The organism is Streptomyces sp. NPDC048370, assembly GCF_043200825.1.
Lineage (GTDB): Bacteria > Actinomycetota > Actinomycetes > Streptomycetales > Streptomycetaceae > Streptomyces.
In genome coordinates, this window is record NZ_JBICYI010000006.1 from 393288 (window position 1) to 410792 (window position 17505).

The 17505-nt window shown below is 69.7% G+C and carries 15 protein-coding genes; 13 read left to right on the forward strand and 2 right to left on the reverse strand.

The window, feature by feature from the left end; all coding sequences use genetic code 11:
- Window positions 1–2 precede the first annotated feature (2 nt).
- From ACGFYP_RS16895 to nuoN, 13 genes are read left to right on the forward strand one after another with little or no spacing between them, the layout of a single operon-like run.
- Window positions 3–557 carry an NADH-quinone oxidoreductase subunit B family protein gene (locus ACGFYP_RS16895; RefSeq protein ID WP_010041554.1) on the forward strand — a complete coding sequence of 185 codons (555 nt, stop codon included), beginning with the start codon at window positions 3–5 and terminating at the stop codon, window positions 555–557.
- Window positions 554–1285, forward strand: a complete 732-nt coding sequence (locus ACGFYP_RS16900) for an NADH-quinone oxidoreductase subunit C (protein ID WP_393493364.1) — start codon at window positions 554–556, stop codon at window positions 1283–1285. Before ACGFYP_RS16895 ends, ACGFYP_RS16900 begins: the two co-directional genes overlap by 4 nt.
- Entirely contained in the window at window positions 1285–2607 is a 1323-nt protein-coding gene (locus ACGFYP_RS16905) for an NADH-quinone oxidoreductase subunit D (protein WP_393493367.1), read from the forward strand. The genes ACGFYP_RS16900 and ACGFYP_RS16905 overlap by 1 nt, the downstream gene beginning before the upstream one ends.
- Window positions 2604–3347 (forward strand): NADH-quinone oxidoreductase subunit NuoE, encoded by a 744-nt coding sequence (gene nuoE, locus ACGFYP_RS16910; protein WP_393493370.1) that lies wholly within the window; start codon window positions 2604–2606, stop codon window positions 3345–3347. Before ACGFYP_RS16905 ends, nuoE begins: the two co-directional genes overlap by 4 nt.
- Complete coding sequence (gene nuoF, locus ACGFYP_RS16915; RefSeq protein ID WP_393493373.1) at window positions 3347–4696, forward strand: NADH-quinone oxidoreductase subunit NuoF; 1350 nt, start codon at window positions 3347–3349, stop codon at window positions 4694–4696. Before nuoE ends, nuoF begins: the two co-directional genes overlap by 1 nt.
- Window positions 4693–7173: an NADH-quinone oxidoreductase subunit G gene (locus tag ACGFYP_RS16920; protein ID WP_393493376.1), complete on the forward strand. Its 2481-nt coding sequence runs from the start codon at window positions 4693–4695 to the stop codon at window positions 7171–7173. Before nuoF ends, ACGFYP_RS16920 begins: the two co-directional genes overlap by 4 nt.
- Window positions 7170–8531, forward strand: a complete 1362-nt coding sequence (nuoH, locus tag ACGFYP_RS16925) for an NADH-quinone oxidoreductase subunit NuoH (protein ID WP_393493379.1) — start codon at window positions 7170–7172, stop codon at window positions 8529–8531. Before ACGFYP_RS16920 ends, nuoH begins: the two co-directional genes overlap by 4 nt.
- Window positions 8506–9102: an NADH-quinone oxidoreductase subunit NuoI gene (nuoI, locus tag ACGFYP_RS16930; protein ID WP_352188842.1), complete on the forward strand. Its 597-nt coding sequence runs from the start codon at window positions 8506–8508 to the stop codon at window positions 9100–9102. The genes nuoH and nuoI overlap by 26 nt, the downstream gene beginning before the upstream one ends.
- Window positions 9099–9926 (forward strand): NADH-quinone oxidoreductase subunit J, encoded by an 828-nt coding sequence (locus ACGFYP_RS16935; RefSeq protein WP_361960932.1) that lies wholly within the window; start codon window positions 9099–9101, stop codon window positions 9924–9926. Before nuoI ends, ACGFYP_RS16935 begins: the two co-directional genes overlap by 4 nt.
- Window positions 9923–10222, forward strand: coding sequence for an NADH-quinone oxidoreductase subunit NuoK (gene nuoK / locus ACGFYP_RS16940; RefSeq protein WP_069927518.1), 300 nt, complete (start codon window positions 9923–9925; stop codon window positions 10220–10222). Before ACGFYP_RS16935 ends, nuoK begins: the two co-directional genes overlap by 4 nt.
- An 11-nt stretch (window positions 10223–10233) precedes the next feature.
- A complete protein-coding gene (gene nuoL, locus ACGFYP_RS16945) occupies window positions 10234–12129 on the forward strand; it encodes an NADH-quinone oxidoreductase subunit L (protein ID WP_393493386.1) in 1896 nt (631 codons plus the stop codon).
- A gap of 5 nt (window positions 12130–12134) precedes the next feature.
- Window positions 12135–13727, forward strand: coding sequence for an NADH-quinone oxidoreductase subunit M (locus tag ACGFYP_RS16950; protein ID WP_393493389.1), 1593 nt, complete (start codon window positions 12135–12137; stop codon window positions 13725–13727).
- Entirely contained in the window at window positions 13724–15385 is a 1662-nt protein-coding gene (gene nuoN / locus ACGFYP_RS16955) for an NADH-quinone oxidoreductase subunit NuoN (protein WP_361960938.1), read from the forward strand. The genes ACGFYP_RS16950 and nuoN overlap by 4 nt, the downstream gene beginning before the upstream one ends.
- Window positions 15386–15479: 94 nt before the next feature.
- Here the strand turns inward: nuoN and ACGFYP_RS16960 are convergent, their stop codons facing one another.
- Together ACGFYP_RS16960 and fahA are read right to left on the reverse strand one after the other, a co-directional pair.
- Window positions 15480–16010 carry a hypothetical protein gene (locus ACGFYP_RS16960; RefSeq protein ID WP_393493393.1) on the reverse strand — a complete coding sequence of 177 codons (531 nt, stop codon included), beginning with the start codon at window positions 16008–16010 and terminating at the stop codon, window positions 15480–15482.
- A 126-nt stretch (window positions 16011–16136) separates the two neighbouring features.
- Window positions 16137–17363 carry a fumarylacetoacetase gene (fahA, locus tag ACGFYP_RS16965; protein ID WP_393493396.1) on the reverse strand — a complete coding sequence of 409 codons (1227 nt, stop codon included), beginning with the start codon at window positions 17361–17363 and terminating at the stop codon, window positions 16137–16139.
- Between the last annotated feature and the right edge of the window lie 142 nt (window positions 17364–17505).

The following is a 17505-nucleotide window of genomic DNA, read 5'->3' on the forward strand; positions in this document are numbered from 1 at the left end:
CTATGGGACTCGAAGAGAAGCTGCCGAGCGGCTTTCTGCTGACGACGGTCGAACAGGCCGCGGGTTGGGTGCGCAAGTCATCCGTCTTCCCCGCCACCTTCGGCCTCGCCTGCTGCGCCATCGAGATGATGACGACCGGCGCCGGCCGCTACGACCTGGCGCGCTTCGGCATGGAGGTCTTCCGCGGCTCGCCGCGCCAGGCCGATCTGATGATCGTGGCGGGCCGGGTCAGCCAGAAGATGGCGCCGGTCCTGCGGCAGGTCTACGACCAGATGCCCAACCCCAAGTGGGTCATCTCCATGGGGGTTTGCGCATCTTCAGGCGGAATGTTCAACAATTATGCGATTGTGCAGGGCGTTGACCACATTGTTCCGGTTGACATCTATTTGCCGGGTTGCCCGCCGCGCCCGGAGATGCTGATGGACGCGATTCTCAAGCTCCACCAGAAGATCCAGACCTCCAAGCTCGGCGTGAACGCCGAGGAGGCGGCCCGCGAGGCGGAGGAAGCGGCGCTCAAGGCCCTGCCGACGATCGAGATGAAGGGTCTTCTCCGGTGAGCGACGAGACACCCAATCCCGAGAAGGAGCTCTCCGAGCAGAACCTGCCCGGACAGCGCGGGGAGCACGGTGAGGAGGTCCGCGTCCAGCGCGGGATGTTCGGCGCCGACAACGGCGGCGACACCTCCGGCTACGGCGGCCTCGTCCGCTCCGTACGCCTGCCGGGCCCGGCCACCCGCCCCTACGGCGGCTGGTTCGACGAGGTCGCCGACGAACTCGAAGGCGCCCTCGACGAGCAGGGACTCCTGCCCGAGAACGCGATCGAGAAGACCGTCGTCGACCGGGACGAGCTCACCTTCCACATCGCCCGCGAGCACCTCGTCCGCGTCGCCCGCACCCTGCGCGACGACCCGGCCCTGCGCTTCGAGCTCTGTACGGGCGTCTCCGGCGTCCACTACCTCGGCGACAAGGGCCGCGAGCTGCACGCCGTCTACCACCTGCGCTCGCTCACCCACGGACGGCTGATCCGCCTGGAGGTGTCCGCCCCGGACGCCGACCCGCACATCCCGTCGCTCGTCGCGGTCTACCCGACCAACGACTGGCACGAGCGCGAGACGTACGACTTCTTCGGCATCGTCTTCGACGGCCACCCCGCCCTCACCCGGATCATGATGCCGGACGACTGGCAGGGCTTCCCGCAGCGCAAGGACTACCCCCTCGGCGGCATCGCCGTCGAGTACAAGGGCGCCCAGATCCCGGCTCCTGACCAGCGGAGGTCGTACAGCTGATGAGCACCGAACACGCCTCCGCCCGGGAGACCACCGAAGGCACCGTCTACACGGTCACCGGCGGCGACTGGGAAGAGGTCGTCCAGTCCGCCGCCAAGGCCGACGACGAGCGCATCATCGTCAACATGGGTCCCCAGCACCCGTCCACGCACGGCGTGCTCCGGCTGATCCTGGAGATCGACGGCGAGACCGTCACCGAGGCCCGCTGCGGCATCGGCTACCTCCACACCGGCATCGAGAAGAACCTCGAATTCCGGAACTGGACGCAGGGCACCACCTTCGTCACGCGCATGGACTACCTCACCTCGTTCTACAACGAGACGGCGTACTGCCTGGGCGTCGAGAAGCTGCTCGGCATCACCGACCAGATCCCGGACCGCGCCACCATCATCCGCGTGCTCCTGATGGAGCTCAACCGGCTCTCCTCGCACCTGGTGTGCATCGCCACCGGCGGCATGGAGCTGGGCGCCACCACGATCATGATCTACGGCTTCCGGGACCGCGAGATGATCCTGGACCTGTACGAGCTGATCACCGGACTGCGCATGAACCACGCGTTCATCCGCCCCGGCGGCCTCGCCCAGGACCTCCCGCCCGGCGCCGTCGACGCCGTGCGCGAGTTCGTGAAGACCATGAAGAAGAACCTGCCGGAGTACGACAAGCTCGCCACCGGCAACCCCATCTTCAAGGCCCGCATGCAGGACGTCGGCTACCTCGACCTCACCGGCTGCATGGCGCTCGGCGCCACCGGACCGATCCTGCGCTCCGCGGGCCTCCCGCACGACCTGCGCAAGACCGACCCGTACTGCGGCTACGAGAACTACGAGTTCGAGGTCCCGACCGCCGACACCTGCGACTCCTACGGACGCTTCCTCGTCCGCCTGGAGGAGATGCGGCAGTCCCTGCGGATCGTCGAGCAGTGCCTCGACCGTCTGGAGCCGGGGCCGGTCATGGTCGGCGACAAGAAGATCGCCTGGCCCGCGCAGCTCGCGCTCGGCCCGGACGGACTCGGCAACTCCCTCGACCACATCAAGAAGATCATGGGCACCTCCATGGAGGCCCTGATCCACCACTTCAAGCTGGTCACCGAGGGCTTCCGGGTCCCGGCCGGACAGGCCTACGCGGCCGTCGAGTCGCCCAAGGGCGAACTGGGCGTGCACGTCGTCTCCGACGGCGGCACCCGCCCCTACCGGGTCCACTTCCGCGACCCGTCCTTCACCAACCTGCAGGCCATGGCGGCGATGTGCGAGGGCGGCCAGGTCGCCGACGTCATCGTCGCCGTCGCGTCCATCGACCCCGTGATGGGAGGCGTCGACCGATGACGGACGGACAGACCAGTCTCGGGATGCCCCAGCTCCCCGCCCCCGACTACCCGGCCGAGGTACGCGCCCGGCTGGAGGCGGACGCCAAGGAGATCATCGCCCGCTACCCGGGGTCCCGCTCCGCGCTCCTGCCGCTGCTGCACCTCGTGCAGTCGGAGGAGGGCCATGTGACGCGTACCGGCATGAAGTTCTGCGCCGAGGTCCTCGGCCTGACCACCGCCGAGGTCACCGCGGTCGCCACCTTCTACACGATGTACCGCCGCAAGCCCTCCGGCGACTACCAGGTCGGAGTCTGCACCAACACGCTCTGCGCGGTCATGGGCGGCGACGCCATCTTCGAGGAGCTCAAGGAGCACCTCGGCGTCGGCAACAACGAGACGACCGAGGACGGCAAGGTCACGCTGGAGCACATCGAGTGCAACGCGGCCTGCGACTTCGCGCCCGTGATGATGGTCAACTGGGAGTTCTTCGACAACCAGACGCCCGAGTCCGCGAAGAAGATCGTCGACGACCTGCGGGCCGGCCACCCCGTCGAACCGACACGCGGCGCGCCCCTGTGCACGTACAAGGAGACCGCCCGCATCCTGGCCGGTTTCCCCGACGAGCGCGAGGGGGCCGTCGAGGCCACCGGTGGGGCCGGCCCGGCCTCGCTCGTCGGGCTGCGCCTGGCCAAGGGCGAGACCCCGCACCACAAGATCGTCCACCCGCGCGGCGAATCGGCCAGTGGGGAGGGGGAGTGATGACCTTGGCAGCCGAGATCAACAACAGCAGCCCCGAGAAGCTTCTCGCGCCGGTCCTTTCGGCGTTCTGGGACCAGCCCGACTCCTGGACCCTGGAGACGTACAAACGACACGAGGGGTACGAGGGTCTGCGGAAGGCCCTCGCCATGTCGCCCGACGAGGTCATCGCGTACGTCAAGGACTCCGGTCTGCGCGGCCGCGGCGGCGCCGGCTTCCCCACCGGGATGAAGTGGCAGTTCATCCCGCAGGGCGACGGCAAGCCGCACTACCTCGTCGTCAACGCCGACGAGTCCGAGCCGGGCACCTGCAAGGACATCCCGCTCCTCTTCGCCAACCCGCACTCCCTCATCGAGGGAATGATCATCGCCTGCTACGCGATCCGCTCCGAGCACGCGTTCATCTATCTGCGCGGCGAGGTCGTGCCCGTCCTGCGCCGCCTCCACGAGGCGGTGCGCGAGGGGTACGAGGCCGGCTTCCTCGGCCAGAACATCCTCGGCAGCGGTCTGAACCTCGAACTCACCGTGCACGCGGGCGCCGGCGCGTACATCTGCGGCGAGGAGACCGCGCTGCTCGACTCGCTCGAAGGACGGCGCGGCCAGCCCCGGCTGCGTCCCCCCTTCCCCGCGGTCGCCGGTCTGTACGCCTGCCCCACTGTGGTGAACAACGTCGAGTCCATCGCGTCCGTTCCCGCGATCATGAACCGGGGCAAGGACTGGTTCAAGTCGATGGGCAGCGAGAAGTCCCCCGGCTTCACCCTCTACTCGCTCAGCGGGCACGTCACCACGCCGGGCCAGTACGAGGCCCCGCTCGGGATCACGCTGCGCCAGCTCCTCGACATGAGCGGCGGGATGCGGGCGGGCCACCGGCTCAAGTTCTGGACGCCGGGCGGCTCCTCCACCCCGATGTTCACCGACGAGCACCTCGACGTCCCGCTCGACTACGAGGGCGTGGGCGCCGCCGGCTCGATGCTCGGCACCAAGGCGCTCCAGTGCTTCGACGAGACCACGTGCGTGGTCCGCGCGGTGACCCGCTGGACCGAGTTCTACGCCCACGAGTCCTGCGGCAAGTGCACACCCTGCCGCGAAGGCACGTACTGGCTGGTGCAGTTGCTCCGTGACATCGAGGCCGGCAAGGGCGTGATGTCCGACCTCGACAAGCTGAACGACATCGCCGACAACATCAACGGCAAGTCGTTCTGCGCGCTCGGCGACGGCGCGGCCTCCCCGATCTTCTCCTCGCTGAAGTACTTCCGCGAGGAGTACGAGCAGCACATCACCGGCCGGGGCTGCCCCTTCGACCCGGCCAAGTCGACCGCCTGGGCGGACAACCACAAGGAGGTGACGGCATGACGGTCACCACGGCCGGCCCCGCCGGCGGCGGTTCCCCCGCCGTACCGCCCGAGGACCTCGTCACGCTGACCATCGACGGCGCCGAGATCTCCGTCCCCAAGGGGACCCTGGTCATCCGCGCCGCCGAGCAGCTCGGCATCGAGATCCCGCGCTTCTGCGACCACCCGCTCCTCGACCCGGCCGGCGCCTGCCGGCAGTGCATCGTCGAGGTCGAGGGCCAGCGCAAGCCGATGGCGTCCTGCACCATCACCTGCACCGACGGCATGGTGGTGAAGTCCCAGCTGACCTCGCCGGTCGCCGAGAAGGCCCAGCACGGTGTGATGGAGCTGCTGCTCATCAACCACCCGCTGGACTGCCCGGTCTGCGACAAGGGCGGCGAGTGCCCGCTGCAGAACCAGGCGATGTCCCACGGGCAGTCGGAGTCCCGCTTCGAGGGCCACAAGCGGACCTACGAGAAGCCGGTACCGATCTCCACGCAGGTGCTGCTCGACCGCGAGCGGTGCGTGCTCTGCGCGCGCTGCACCCGGTTCTCGAACCAGATCGCCGGCGACCCGATGATCGAGCTGCTCGAGCGCGGCGCGCTCCAGCAGGTCGGCACCGGCGAGGGCGACCCCTTCGAGTCGTACTTCTCCGGGAACACCATTCAGATCTGCCCGGTCGGCGCGCTGACCTCGGCCGCGTACCGCTTCCGCTCCCGCCCCTTCGACCTGGTCTCCTCGCCGAGCGTCTGCGAGCACTGCGCGGGCGGCTGCGCGACCCGCACCGACCACCGGCGCGGCAAGGTCATGCGCCGGCTCGCGGCGGAGGACCCGGAGGTCAACGAGGAGTGGGTGTGCGACAAGGGACGCTTCGCGTTCCGGTACGCCCAGCAGCGCGACCGGCTGACCACTCCGCTCGTACGGAACGCGGAGGGCGTCCTCGAACCCGCCTCCTGGCCCGAGGCCCTTGAGGCCGCGGCACGCGGACTCGTGCGGGGCCGTACCGGCGTCCTGGCCGGCGGCCGGCTGACCGTCGAGGACTCCTACGCGTACGCGAAGTTCGCCCGGGTCGCCCTCGACACCAACGACGTCGACTTCCGGGCCCGGGTCCACTCCGGCGAGGAGGCCGACTTCCTGGCCTCGCAGGTCGCGGGACGCGGACGCGACCTGGACGGCAGCGGCGTCACGTACACCTCCCTCGAAGCCGCCCCCGCCGTGCTCCTCGTCGGCTTCGAGTCCGAGGAGGAGGCGCCCGGCGTCTTCCTGCGGCTGCGCAAGGCCTGGCGCACGAAGGGCCAGAAGACCTACGCGCTGGCCGCGTTCGCGACCCGGGGCCTGGAGAAGGCGGGCGGCACGCTGCTGCCCGCCGCGCCCGGCACCGAGACCGAGTGGCTGGACGCGCTGACCTCCCGGGTCGGCCTCGACGAGGCCGGTACGCGGGCGGCGGAGGCGCTCCGCCAGGACGGCGCGGTCATCGCGGTCGGCGAGCGGCTCGCCGCCGTACCGGGCGGGCTCACCGCCGCCGTACGGACGGCGACGGCGACCGGCGCGAAGCTGGTGTGGATCCCGCGCAGGGCCGGAGAGCGCGGCGCGCTCGAAGCCGGCGCCATCCCCACGCTGCTGCCCGGCGGCCGCCCCGCGACCGACCCACGCGCGCGTGAGGAGGTCGCGTCCGCCTGGGGCGTACGCGACCTGCCGCACGGCTACGGCCGCGACACCGGCCAGATCGTCGAGGCCGCGGCCATCGGCGAGCTGGGCGCGCTGCTCGTCGGCGCCGTCGAGGTACGCGACCTGCCGGACCCGGCACGCGCGCGTGAGGCCCTCGACGCCGCGTTCGTGGTCTCCCTGGAGCTGCGGCCGAGCGAGGTCACCGAGCGGGCCGACGTGGTCCTGCCGGTCGCCGCGGTCGCCGAGAAGCCCGGCACGTTCCTCAACTGGGAGGGCAGGGCACGGCTCTTCGAGGCCGCGCTCAAGCCCGAGCAGATGACCCGGACGCTGCCCCCGGCGGACGCGCGCGTGCTCCACATGCTCGCCGACGCCCTCGACGCGCACCTGGCCCTGCCCGACCTGCGCTCGGTCCGCCGGGAGCTGGACCGGCTCGGCGGCTGGGACGGCGAGCGGGCCTCCGAGCCCACCGAGCCCGCACAGCCCGCGGCCCGCCCGGGCGAGGGCGAGGCCGTCCTCGCCGGACACCGGCTCCTGCTCGACCAGGGCCGCCTCCAGGAGGGCGACACGGCGCTCGCGGGCACCCGCCACGCGGCGGTCGCCCGGCTCTCCGCCGCCACCGCCGCCGAGACGGGCGTCAAGGACGGCGACCTCCTCGCGGTCACAGGACCGGCGGGCTCGACCCACTTCCCGCTCCAGGTCACCGAGATGCCCGACCGCGTGGTCTGGCTCCCGCTCAACTCCGCGGCGGGCGGCGTCCTCTCCGACACGGGCGCCCACCCGGGCGACCTGGTGCGCATCGGCGCGGCGACCTCGACGGAGGTGCAGGCATGACCACGCTGCTCGCCGCGGAAGACCTCTCCATGTTCGGGACCGACCCCTGGTGGCTCGTCGCGATCAAGGCCGTCTTCTGCTTCGCCTTCCTCATGATCACCGTGCTCTTCTCCATCGTGTGGGAGCGCAAGGTCGTCGCCTGGATGCAGCTGCGCATCGGGCCCAACCGGCACGGACCCTGGGGATTCCTCCAGTCCCTCGCGGACGGCATCAAGCTGATGCTGAAGGAGGACCTCGTCGTCAAGCGCGCCGACAAGGTCGTCTACATCCTCGCGCCGATCATCGCCGCCGCCCCCGCGTTCATGGCGATCGCCGTGATCCCGTTCGGCCCGGCGGGCAACGAGGTGTCGATCTTCGGCCACCGCACCACGATGCAGCTCACCGACCTGCCGATCGCGATGCTGTACGTCCTCGCGATCGCCTCCGTCGGCATCTACGGCATCGTCCTCGCCGGCTGGTCCTCCGGCTCCACGTACCCGCTCCTCGGCGGCCTGCGCTCCTGCGCCCAGATGATCTCCTACGAGATCGCCATGGGCGCCGCGTTCGCCTCCGTCTTCCTCTACTCCGGGTCGATGTCGACCTCGGCGATCGTCGAGGCGCAGGCGGACCGCTGGTTCATCATCCTGCTGCCGGTCTCGTTCATCATCTACATCGTCACGATGGTCGGCGAGACCAACCGCGCCCCCTTCGACATGCCGGAGTCCGAGGGCGACCTCGTCGGCGGCTTCAACACCGAGTACTCCTCCATCAAGTTCGCGATGTTCATGCTCGCCGAGTACGTGAACATGGTGACGGTCTCCGCCGTCTCCGTGACGCTCTTCCTCGGCGGCTGGCGCGCCCCGTACCCGATCTCCACCTTCTGGGAGGGCGCGAACCACGGCTGGTGGCCGATGCTCTGGTTCATCCTCAAGGTGCAGCTGCTGCTCTTCTTCTTCATCTGGCTGCGCGGCACGCTGCCCCGCGTCCGCTACGACCAGCTGATGAAGCTCGGTTGGAAGGTCCTCATCCCGGTCTCGGTGCTCTGGCTGATGCTGGTCGCCACCGTCCGGGCCCTGCGGAACGAGAACTTCGAGTTCCAGACGATCGTGCTCTACGTCGCCGGAGCCGTGATCGGCGTCCTGTTGATCTCCTTCGTCGCCGACATGTTCCGCGACAAGAGGGCCAGGGCCGGCGAGGAGCTGCCCGAGGACGAGCTCCCCTTCGACCCGATGGCCGGCGGATTCCCCGTACCGCCCAAGCCAGGACAGTCCCTGCCGCCCGTGCCTCGGCGCAGGTCGCGGCAGGACGGCGACCTCGTTGTCAGTGGCGCCCCCGATACTGCTACTGCGAGTGATGGAAAGGAGACGGACGGTGTCTGATTTCCAGAATCCGGTGGCCGGCTTCGGCGTGACCTTCAAGGCCATGTTCAAGAAGCGGTTGACCGAGCAGTACCCGGAGGAGCGCAAGACGACGGCGCCGCGCTTCCACGGCCGGCACCAGCTCAACCGTCATCCGGACGGACTTGAGAAGTGCGTGGGCTGCGAGCTGTGCGCCTGGGCCTGCCCCGCCGACGCCATCTACGTGGAGGGCGCGGACAACACCGAGGAGGAGCGCTACTCCCCGGGCGAGCGCTACGGCCGCGTCTACCAGATCAACTACGCCCGCTGCATCCTGTGCGGGCTGTGCATCGAGGCCTGCCCCACGCGGGCGCTGACGATGACGAACGAGTTCGAACTGGCCGACTCCTCCCGCGAGAACCTGATCTACACCAAGGAGCAGCTCCTCGCGGGCCTGGAGGAGGGCATGGTCGACTCCCCGCACTCGATCTTCCCGGGGACGGACGAGCAGGACTACTACCGGGGGTTGGTCACGGAGGCCGCCCCGGGCACCGTCCAGCAGGTCGCCACGTCCAAGGGGGAGAAGGGCGAGCCGGAAGAGGTGGACGCATGAGCGCCACACTCGCGGCGTACGAGACGTCCGGCGGCGAGGCTTTCCAGTTCTGGGTCCTCGGCACCGTCGCCGTGATCGGCGCCCTCGCCACGGTCCTGATGAAGAAGGCCATGCACAGCGCGCTCTCGCTGGCCGGCACGATGATCATCCTCGCGGTCTTCTACCTCGCCAACGGCGCGTACTTCCTCGGCATCGTCCAGATCGTCGTCTACACCGGCGCGATCATGATGCTCTTCCTCTTCATCGTCATGCTGGTCGGCGTCACGGCCGCGGACTCGCTGAAGGAGACCATCAAGGGCCAGCGCTGGTGGGCCGCGGCCTGTGGGCTCGGCTTCGGCATCCTGCTGATCGCCGGCATCGGCCAGGCCTCCCTGACGGAGTTCAACGGCCTCGGCGCGGCCAACGGCGCGTACGGCGGGAACGTGGAGGGTCTGGCGGCCCTCATCTTCACCAAGTACGTCTTCGCCTTCGAGATCACCGGCGCGCTGCTCATCACCGCGGCCGTCGGCGCGATGGTCCTCACCCACCGCGAGCGCACCGAACGGGCCCGCACCCAGCGGGAGCTGTCGGAGCAGCGCGTACGGGAAGGCAAGCACGTTCCGCCGCTGCCCGCGCCGGGTGTCTACGCCCGGCACAACGCGGTGGACATCCCCGGCCTGCTGCCCGACGGCACCCCCGCCGAGCTGACCGTGATGCAGACCCTGCGCAGGCGCGGCCAGGTCCGCGACGTGTCCGGCGAGGCGCTGGCCGACCTCAAGGCGCTGGAGCAGCGCTCGGAGGAGCGGCTCGGCCGCGACCGGGACGATGAGGAGGCCACGCGATGAATCCCGTCAACTATCTGTATCTCGCCGCCCTGTTGTTCACCATCGGCGCGGCCGGGGTGCTGATCAGGCGCAACGCGATCGTGGTCTTCATGTGCGTCGAGCTGATGCTCAACGCCTGCAACCTCGCGTTCGTCGCCTTCTCCCGGATGCACGGCAACCTCGACGGCCAGATCATCGCCTTCTTCACGATGGTCGTCGCCGCCGCGGAGGTCGTGGTCGGGCTCGCGATCATCGTGTCGCTGTTCCGTTCCCGCCACTCGGCCTCGGTCGACGACGCCAGCCTGATGAAGCTGTAAGGGGCTGAATTGTGGACAATCTGATCGCTCTGCTCGTCGCGGCGCCCCTGCTCGGCGCGGCCGTCCTGCTGTGCGGCGGGCGGCGCCTGGACAAGGTCGGGCCCCTGCTCGGCACGGTGCTCGCGGCCACCTCCTTCGTCATCGGTGCCGTGCTCTTCGCCGACATGCTCGGCAAGAGCGCCGACGACCGGGCCCTGCACCAGAACCTGTGGACGTGGATCCCGGTCGAGGGCTTCCAGGCGGACATCGCCTTCCAGCTCGACCAGCTGTCGATGACGTTCGTGCTGCTGATCACCGGCGTGGGCTCGCTCATCCACGTGTACTCGATCGGGTACATGGAGCACGACGAGCGCAAGCGCCGCTTCTTCGGCTATCTGAACCTGTTCCTCGCGGCGATGCTCCTCCTGGTCCTCGCCGACAACTACCTGCTGCTCTACTTCGGCTGGGAGGGCGTCGGCCTCGCCTCGTACCTCCTGATCGGCTTCTGGCAGCACAAGCCCAGCGCGGCCACCGCCGCGAAGAAGGCCTTCCTGGTCAACCGGGTCGGCGACATGGGCCTCTCGATCGCCATCATGATCATGTTCACCACCTTCGGGACCTTCACCTTCGGGCCGGTCCTGGAGGCGACCGGTGAGACGAGCGAGGGCACGCTGACGGCGATCGGCCTGATGCTGCTGCTCGCCGCCTGCGGCAAGTCGGCCCAGGTGCCGCTGCAGTCCTGGCTCGGGGACGCGATGGAGGGCCCGACGCCGGTCTCGGCCCTCATCCACGCGGCGACCATGGTCACCGCCGGTGTCTATCTGATCGTCCGCTCCGCCGACATCTTCAACGCCGCCCCGGACGCCCAGCTCGTGGTCGTCGTGGTCGGCGCGGTCACGCTCCTCTTCGGTGCGATCGTCGGTTGCGCGAAGGACGACATCAAGAAGGCGCTGGCCGGCTCGACGATGTCGCAGATCGGCTACATGATCCTGGCGGCGGGTCTCGGCCCGATCGGCTACGTCTTCGCGATCATGCACCTGGTCACGCACGGCTTCTTCAAGGCCGGGCTCTTCCTCGGCGCCGGCTCGGTCATGCACGGCATGAACGACGAGGTCGACATGCGGCGTTACGGCGGCCTGCGGAAGTACATGCCGGTCACCTTCATCACCTTCGGCCTCGGCTATCTGGCGATCATCGGCTTCCCGGGTCTGTCCGGCTTCTTCTCCAAGGACAAGATCATCGAGGCGGCCTTCGCCAAGGGCGGCACCGAGGGCTGGATCCTCGGCGCGGTCACCCTGCTCGGCGCGGCCATCACCGCGTACTACATGACCCGCGTGATGCTGATGACCTTCTTCGGCGAGAAGCGCTGGCAGCCCGACGACAAGGGCGAGCTGCCGCACCCGCACGAGTCGCCGAGGTCCATGACGGTCCCGATGATCCTGCTGGCCGTCGGCTCCGTGGCCGCGGGTGGCTTCTTCTCCATCGGCGACCGGTTCATCAACTGGCTGAAGCCGGTGACCGAGTTCGAGCACGGCCACCCGCCGATCAGCGCCGGGGCCATCACCTCGGCCACGGTCGCCGTCATGGTGATCGGCGTCGGACTCGCCTACCTCCAGTACGGACGCAGGCCCGTCCCGGTCACCGCCCCGCGCGGCTCGCTGCTCACCCGGGCCGCCCGCCGCGACCTGCTCCAGGACGACTTCAACCACGCCGTCTTCGTCACGGGCGGCACGCACCTCACCCGCTCGCTCGTCTACGTCGACCACAGCCTGGTCGACGGGGTCGTCAACGGCACCGCGGCCTCGGTCGGCGGTCTGTCCGGCCGGCTGCGCAAGCTGCAGAACGGCTACGCCCGCACCTATGCGGTCTCCATGTTCGGAGGTACGGCGGTGCTGATCGCCGCGACCCTGCTGATGAGGGCGGTGTAACTGCCATGTCGCAAGTAGTGAACGCAGGGTTCCCGATCCTGACGGCGACGGCAGCGGTGCCGGCGGTCGGTGCGATCCTCACCGCCGCCGTCCCCGCCGCCCGTCGCGCCGCCGCCAAGTGGCTGGCGCTGACCGTCTCGCTCGTCACACTCGTCCTCGCCGTGGTCGTCCTCGTGGACTTCGAACCCGGCGGCGACCGGTACCAGTTCGTCGAGTCCTACTCCTGGATCAAGGACTTCGGGGTCCGTTACGAACTGGGCGTGGACGGCATCGGGGTGGCGCTGATCGCGCTCACCGCGCTGCTGATCCCCTTCGTCATCCTGGCCGGCTGGCACGACGCCGACCCCTTGGAGACGAAGTCGAGCCGCTGGCGGCCGACGCAGGGCTTCTTCGCCCTGATCCTGATGGTCGAGGCGATGGTGATCCTCTCCTTCGAGGCCACCGACGTCTTCCTCTTCTACATCCTGTTCGAAGCCATGCTCATCCCGATGTACTTCCTCATCGGCGGCTTCGGTGACCGCGCCCACGCGGGCTCGGACGAGAACGCGGCGGCCCAGCGCTCCTACGCGGCCGTCAAGTTCCTGCTCTACAACCTCGTCGGCGGACTGATCATGCTGGCCGCCGTCATCGGGCTCTACGTGGTCGCGGGGAACTTCTCCCTCACCGAGATCGCCGCCGCCCGCGCCGACGGCTCGCTGGAGATGGCGACCAACACCGAACGGCTGCTGTTCCTCGGCTTCTTCTTCGCCTTCGCGGTGAAGGCGCCGCTCTGGCCGCTGCACACCTGGCTGCCGAACGCGATGGGGGAGGCGACCGCCCCGGTCGCCGTGCTCATCACGGCGGTCGTCGACAAGGTCGGCACGTTCGCGATGCTCCGCTTCTGCCTCCAGCTCTTCCCCGAGGCCTCGAAGTGGGCGACGCCCGTGATCATCGCGCTCGCGCTGGTCAGCATCGTCTACGGCGCGCTGGTCGCGGTCGGCCAGCGGGACATCAAGCGTCTGGTCGCGTACGCCTCGATCTCGCACTTCGGCTTCATCATCATGGGCATCTTCGCGATGACCAGCCAGGGCCAGAGCGGCGCGACGCTGTACATGGTCAACCACGGGATCTCGACGGCTGCCCTGATGCTGGTGGCCGGCTTCCTGATCTCCCGGCGCGGTTCGCGGCTCATCGCGGACTACGGCGGTGTGCAGAAGGTCGCCCCGGTGCTGGCCGGCACCTTCCTGGTCGGCGGTCTGGCCACGCTCTCGCTGCCGGGGCTCGCGCCCTTCGTCAGTGAATTCCTGGTCCTGGTCGGCACGTTCGCCCGCTACCCGGTGGCCGGCATCATCGCCACCACCGGCATCGTCCTCGCCGCGCTCTACACCCTCGTCCTCTACCAGCGGACGATGACAGGACCGGTGAAGACGGAGGAGGTCCGGACGATGCCGGACCTGCGGGTGCGCGAACTGGTCGTGGTCGCCCCGCTGATCGCCCTGCTGATCTTCCTCGGGGTCTTCCCGAAGCCGCTGACGGACATCGTGAACCCCGCCGTCTCGCACACCATGTCCGACGTCCAGCAAAAGGACCCCCAGCCCGAAGTGGAGGCGGCCAAGTGAGTGCATCCGCCGTCGCGCCTTCTGTCCACAGCCTGTGGACGACGGCTGCCGAGCCGTTGACGAAGATCCCCGCACCCCACATCGAGTACGTCCAGCTCTCGCCCGTACTCATCGTGGTCGGCGCAGCGGTCCTCAGCGTTCTCGCCGAGGCCTTCGTGCCCCGCAAGGGCCGTTACCACGCCCAGGTGTTCCTGACCGTGCTCGCGCTGGTCACCGCCTTCGCCGCGATCGTCGGCCTCGCCGCCGGCGGCTACGGCTCCACCAAGGCGCACATCGCGGCCATGGGCGCCATCGCCGTCGACGGCCCGGCGCTCTTCCTCCAGGGCACGATCCTGCTGGCCTCGCTCGTCGCCGTCTTCACCTTCGCCGAGCGCAGGCTCGACCCGGCCGACCACGGCCACAAGGTCGACTCCTTCGCCGCCGAGGCCGCCGCCGTTCCCGGCAGCGACCAGGAGAAGGCGGCGGTCAAGGCCGGGTTCACCACCACCGAGGTGTTCCCGCTGGCGCTGTTCGCCATCGCCGGCATGCTGGTCTTCCCGGCCGCCAACGACCTCCTGACGCTCTTCATCGCCCTCGAGGTCTTCTCCCTCCCGCTCTACCTGCTCTGCGCCGTCGCCCGCCGCAAGCGGCTCATGTCGCAGGAGGCCGCGGTCAAGTACTTCCTCCTCGGCGCCTTCTCCTCGGCGTTCCTGCTCTTCGGCATCGCCCTGCTCTACGGCTACGCGGGCTCCGTCTCGTACGCCACCATCGCCAACGTCGTCGACGGCACGGTCGCCTCGGTCGACCCGGCGCTCGCCCAGACCATGGGCAACGACGTGCTGCTGCTCATCGGCTTCGCGCTGGTGCTCATGGGGCTGCTCTTCAAGGTCGGCGCCGTGCCGTTCCACATGTGGACCCCGGACGTCTACCAGGGCGCGCCGACCCCCGTCACCGGCTTCATGGCGGCCGCGACGAAGGTCGCCGCGTTCGGCGCGCTGCTTCGCCTGCTGTACGTGGTGCTGCCGGGCCTCACCTGGGACTGGCGGCCGGTCATGTGGGGCGTCGCCATCGTCACCATGCTGGGCGGCGCGATCGTCGCGATCACCCAGACCGACATCAAGCGGCTCCTCGCGTACTCCTCGATCGCGCACGCGGGCTTCCTGCTCGCCGGTGTCATCGCGGCCACGCCCACCGGCATCTCCTCGGTGCTCTTCTACCTGGGCGCGTACTCCTTCGTGACGATCGGCGCGTTCGCCGTCGTCACGTTGGTCCGGGACGCGGGCGGCGAGGCGACGCACCTGTCCAAGTGGGCGGGGCTCGGCCGCCGTTCGCCGCTCGTCGCGGCGGTCTTCGCGGTGTTCCTGCTCGCCTTCGCCGGCATTCCGCTGACGTCGGGCTTCTCGGGCAAGTTCGCGGTCTTCAAGGCGGCGGCGGAGGGCGGCGCGGGCGCGCTGGTCGTCGTCGGTGTCGTCTCGTCGGCGATCGCCGCGTTCTTCTACATCCGGGTGATCGTGCTGATGTTCTTCAGCGAGCCGAAGGCGGACGGCCCCACGGTCGCCGTGCCCTCGGTCTTCACGGCGGCCACGATCACGGTCGGTGTCGCGGTGACGCTGGTGCTCGGCCTCGCGCCGCAGTACTTCCTGGACCTGGCGGGCCAGGCGAGCGTGTTCGTCCGGTAGCCGAGGTGCTCCAGGGCCCGGTCTCCGCCCAGGCGGGGGCCGGGCCCTCGTGCGTGCGGGGCGTGGCTGCACGTGCGTGGCCAGGGGTGCGCGGCTAGGGGTGCGTGGCCGCCCCGTTCGGGCAGGTCACCTTCGGGTTCCACCGGTTGAACAGCCCCTTGGGGTTCTTCTTGAAGAGCCATACGTGCCGGTCGTAGGCCGGTCCCAGCTCGGGGATCGGGTCCGGCCCGTCGAAGGCCCGGCCGAAGAGCTTCGGGGCGGGCTGGCCGGTGTACGGGACGACGTACTCGACCGCGACCAGTTTCCGCTTCCCGCCCTTGCCGTCCTCGTACAGGATCGCGGCGGGGGTCCTGGGGTCGACGGAGCCGATGTACTTCGGGTTGACGTAGTGGTAGCCCATGCCGCCCTCGGGGGAGGCGACGCACACGTCGGTGCGGAGGTAGCCGTCCTTGATCGCCAGCGCCTCGGAGGCGTACTTCGCGGTGGCGGCGGTCGCCGTGGCCAGTTCGCGGACGACGGAGGCGGTGTCGTCGGCGGCCTGGGAGGCCGGTGCCGTGGCCAGGGCCACGGAGGTGAGCGCGGCGAGGCCGAGGGCGGCCGTGAGGCGACGGGATCGTGCGGGCATCTGCGTGCTCCTCGGATGAGGGGTGAGTCCGGCCCCCCACCGTCAGCCAGCATGGGCCGCCGGTGAGGGGCACCGCACGCGGGGTGACCCATTGGGCTGACACCTGCCGGTGCCGGCCCTTGGGGGTCAGGACGCCGGAACGATCCGCCCGGTGACCTCGCCGAGCGCCACCTGCGTACCGTCGGGGCCCGGGGCCCACGCGGTGAGGGTGACCTCGTCGCCGTCCTCCAGGAACGTCCGCTTGCCGTTGGGCAGTTCGAGCGCGTCGCGGCCGTTCCACGTCAGTTCGAGGAGCGAGCCGCGCTGGTGGACCTCGGGCCCGGAGACCGTGCCGGAGCCGTACAGGTCGCCGGTGCGCAGCGAGGCGCCGTTGACCGTCATGTGGGCGAGCTGCTGGGCGGGGGTCCAGTACATGGTGGCGAACGGCGGCTCGGAGACCACCTCTCCGTTGATCTCGACCGTGATCCGCAGGTCGAAGCCGCCGGGCTCCTCGTCGGCGGAGTCGTCCAGGTAGGGCAGGAGCTCGAACTCCCGGGCCGGCGGGTCCGTTCGGGCCGCGTCGAGGGCCTCCAGGGGGGTCACCCAGGCCGAGACGGACGTCGCGAACGACTTGCCGAGGAAGGGGCCGAGCGGGACGTACTCCCAGGCCTGGATGTCGCGCGCCGACCAGTCGTTGAGGAGCGTCAGGCCGAAGACGTGCTCGCGGAAGTCGGCCAGCGGGACCGGGGTGCCGAGCGCGGAGGGGGTGCCGACGACGAAGCCGACCTCGGCCTCGATGTCCAGCTTCACCGAGGGCCCGAAGACCGGGGCCGGGTCGGTGGGCGCCTTGCGCTGCCCGGCGGGGCGTACGACGTCCGTGCCGGAGACGACGACGGTGCCGGCGCGGCCGTGGTAACCGATGGGCAGGTGCTTCCAGTTGGGGGTGAGCGCGTCGCCGTCGGGGCGGAAGATCCGGCCCACGTTGGTGGCGTGGTGCTCGCTCGCGTAGAAGTCGACGTAGTCCGCGACCTCGAACGGCAGGTGGAGCGTGACGGTGTCGAGCGCGTACAGCAGCGGCTCTATGACCGGCCGGTGCGCGGGTACGGTCACCCAGGCCGTCAGGGCCCTGCGGACGTCGCGCCAGGCGGTGCGGCCCGCGGCGAGCAGCGGGTTGAGGTTGGGCTGCGCGAGCAGCGCGGCGTACGGCGAACCGAGCGCGGACGCCGCGGCCCCCGCGTCGAGGACATGACCGCCGATGCGGACGCCGACCCTCCGCCGGTCGGGCTCGTCGGCGGGGGAGAAGACGCCGTACGGAAGGTTGTGCGGGCCGAAGGGATCGCCCTCGACCAGGTCGAGCGGGGACTGCTCGGGCATCGGTGCTTGCCTCGCTTTCCACGGGTGTGGGGGACACGTTACGGGGCGGGCCGCCAGGCGCGGATGACATGGATCACAGAGAAACTGTGGCCTCCGTGCACAACTGTCCATGTATGCGCGCTTTATTCGTCCTGTGGTCGAG